Source organism: Mesorhizobium sp. M7A.F.Ca.AU.001.01.1.1, from assembly GCF_004022735.1.
Taxonomy (GTDB): domain Bacteria; phylum Pseudomonadota; class Alphaproteobacteria; order Rhizobiales; family Rhizobiaceae; genus Mesorhizobium; species Mesorhizobium ciceri.
In genome coordinates, this window is record NZ_RZPF01000784.1 from 1 (window position 1) to 2,818 (window position 2,818).

Below are 2,818 nucleotides of genomic sequence, written 5' to 3' on the forward strand. Positions count from 1 at the left end.
CATCCGGCCCTTCGGGCCACCTTCTCCCCGGTGGGGAGAAGAGACAGGCACCAACGTCGGCTTCTCTTCTCCCCTCGGGGGAAGATGGCCGCGCTAGCGGCCGGATGAGGGGGCGTTTCACACAAGCAACTGGAGAACCAAAATGGAAACCATCGGCTTCATCGGCCTCGGCATCATGGGCGCACCGATGGCGGGGCACCTGTTGGACGCGGGCTACAGGATCATAGCCAGCGACCATCGATCGCAACTCTCAGCCGATCTCGTCGCCAAGGGCCTAACGTCAGTCACCGGCCATGCTGCCGTGGCGAAGGCCGCCGACATCATCATTCTGATGGTGCCCGACACACCGCAGGTCGCCGATGTGCTGTTTCACGAGAACGGCGTCGCGTCCGGTCTGACCAAAGGCAAGCTGGTCATCGACATGAGCTCGATCTCACCGATCGAGACCAAGATTTTTGCCAGGAAAATCAACGATCTAGGCTGCGACTATCTCGACGCGCCGGTCTCGGGCGGCGAGGTTGGCGCCAAGGCGGCGTCGCTCACCATCATGGTCGGCGGCGAGGAGAAACCCTTCGAGCGCGCCAAGCCCGTGTTCGAGAAGATAGGCAAGAACATCACCCTGGTCGGGCCCAACGGCGTTGGCCAGACCACCAAGGTGGCCAACCAGATCGTCGTCGCGCTGACCATTGAAGCCGTCGCCGAAGCGCTTGTTTTTGCTTCGAAAGCCGGCGCGGATCCGGCCAAGGTCAGGCAGGCGCTGATGGGCGGGCTGGCGGCTTCGCGCATTCTGGAAGTGCATGGCGAGCGTATGGTCAAGCGCACCTTCGCCCCGGGTTTTCGGATCGAACTGCACCAGAAGGATCTGAACCTCGCGCTGGAGGGCGCGAAAGCGCTCGGCGTGTCGCTGCCCAACACGTCGACCACGCAGCAGCTGTTCAACGCCTGCGCGGCCAATGGCGGCGCCAAGGAGGATCATTCGGCCCTGGTCAGGGCGCTGGAGAGGATGGCCGATTTCGAGGTCGGCAGCGAGGCAGCCGGCACCCGGGGCAAAGCGGCATAGGTCAGGAGAGGGCGGCGCAACGTTCCCAAGCCGCCAACTCCTGGCCCATCGAAGAACGGGTTCCGGCGTCTATGGCCGGAACCCGTTTCTCGTTTCGAGATGTTTTTGGCTTAGCCGCGCTTCAAAAATGCCCGTGCCACGTAAAGGCTGATCGCCGCGGCATTCGATACGTTGAGCGAATGGATGGCGCCGGGCATGTCGAGCCGCGCCAGCGTGGTCACCGTCTCGCGGGTCTTCTGGCGCAGGCCTTTGCCTTCGGCGCCCAGCACCAGGGCGATCTTTTCTCCGGCAAAGCTCTTTTCGAGTTCGGCCGGCGCGTCCGAATCAAGCCCGATGGTGCGAAAGCCGGCCTCGTGCAGCTGGCCGAGCGCTTCGGCGAGGTTCTTCACCTCGATCTGGTCGATGTGCTCCAGCGCGCCCGAGGCGGATTTCGCCAGCACGCCCGATTCCTGCGGGCTGTGGCGGGCCGTGGTGATCAGCGCGCCGGCGCCGAAGGCGACCGCCGAGCGCAGGATGGCGCCGACATTGTGCGGGTCGGTGATCTGGTCGAGCACCAGCACCAGATTCGCGTCACCAAGCGCATCGAGCCGCTTGGCTTTAAGCGGCTCGGCCTCGATCAGCACACCCTGATGCACGGCATCCGACCCTGTGATCTTGTCGATATCCCTGGGTTCGACCAGTTCCGTCTTGAAGGGCAGGGCGGCGAGATCGGCGATTTCGAGGCGCTCGGCCGCATTGCGCGTCACCAGCATCTTCCTGATCTTGCGGCGCGGATTGTCGAGTGCGGCGCGAACCGTGTGCAGGCCGTAGAGCCGCACCAGTCCGTCCGCGGCATTTTCGCCCGGCGGAACCGGCTGTCGAGGCCGGAACGCCGGCGCGCCGCCGCTTTTCTCGTCGCGATAGGCGCGGCGCAGCTTGGCGTAATGGGTGTCTTTGGGGGTGTTGGTTTTATCGCTCATGGCTGGCTTCTATAGCGGTGTCCTCCGGCCAAGGATATGGCCCGCCGTCACAGCCGGCGAACAACATCGAAAAACGCTGGCTGCGCGGTTGACACCCAATGGCCTTGCCGCCATAAGGCGCTGCGCTGGTTTCGGAGAACACATAACTCGGGTCCGGATCGGCGTGAATGCCTCGTTGCATGGCTCCGGCGGCAGACTGGAGAGGTGCCCGAGTGGTTAAAGGGGACGGACTGTAAATCCGTTAGCTTAGCTTACGTTGGTTCGAATCCAACCCTCTCCACCACTGCCGGCCCGGAAGCCCTGAAACGCGACAAGAATCGGACCGAAAAGTGCATGGCGCTTTTCGGATGAATCCGGTACTTCAGGTAAGGCGCGGGTATAGCTCAGTGGTAGAGCAGCAGCCTTCCAAGCTGAATATGCGGGTTCGATTCCCGCTACCCGCTCCAGACACTCATCCCATCACCGGCAAGCCGAAGCACTGCGCACGAAGCGCAGCGCTCCAATTGTCGTGGCTGCGCCGCGTCAGCTGTTGAACGCGGATGCGACCTGGTGCTGCTGCGGCACCTGGCCATTCGGCGTCAGCTTGTCGACGATGCCGGGCAGGGCGGTGGACAGTTGCTTGAGCAGTTCCTGCTCGTCCAGTCCGGTCCGTTGCGCGATCTCGCGGATGATCTGCGGTCCGATCGCGGCGCCAAGATCGTTGGCGTTGATCGACTGGTTCTGGCCGGTTCCGACCCAGGAGTCCGCGGTGTTGCCGTGACCGGCGTCCCGGAGCTTTTCGAGCAGTCCGCCCAGGCCG

Annotated in this window: 3 protein-coding genes and 2 tRNA genes; 3 read left to right on the plus strand and 2 right to left on the minus strand. The window is 63.6% G+C overall.

Translation table 11 applies throughout. The annotated features are described in order from the left end of the window. Positions 1–142: 142 nt before the first annotated feature. On the plus strand, positions 143–1,060 hold the full coding sequence (locus tag EN884_RS31725; protein WP_063168076.1) for a 2-hydroxy-3-oxopropionate reductase: 918 nt from the start codon (positions 143–145) through the stop codon (positions 1,058–1,060). A 110-nt stretch (positions 1,061–1,170) separates the two neighbouring features. On the opposite strand, the gene rlmB is transcribed toward EN884_RS31725, so the two are convergent. Beyond that, the gene (gene rlmB / locus EN884_RS31730) at positions 1,171–2,019 is read right to left on the minus strand and encodes a 23S rRNA (guanosine(2251)-2'-O)-methyltransferase RlmB (RefSeq protein WP_063168075.1); all 849 of its coding nucleotides are present in this window, start codon (positions 2,017–2,019) and stop codon (positions 1,171–1,173) included. 198 nt (positions 2,020–2,217) lie between these two features. Here rlmB and EN884_RS31735 point away from each other — a divergent pair. Both EN884_RS31735 and EN884_RS31740 read left to right on the plus strand, forming a co-directional pair. Then, a tRNA-Tyr gene (locus EN884_RS31735) sits at positions 2,218–2,302 on the plus strand. A gap of 89 nt (positions 2,303–2,391) precedes the next feature. Beyond that, a tRNA-Gly gene (locus tag EN884_RS31740) sits at positions 2,392–2,465 on the plus strand. 76 nt (positions 2,466–2,541) lie between these two features. On the opposite strand, the gene EN884_RS31745 is transcribed toward EN884_RS31740, so the two are convergent. After that, positions 2,542–2,818: YidB family protein (locus EN884_RS31745; protein WP_128360963.1), on the minus strand; the 277-nt coding region annotated here is incomplete at its 5' end.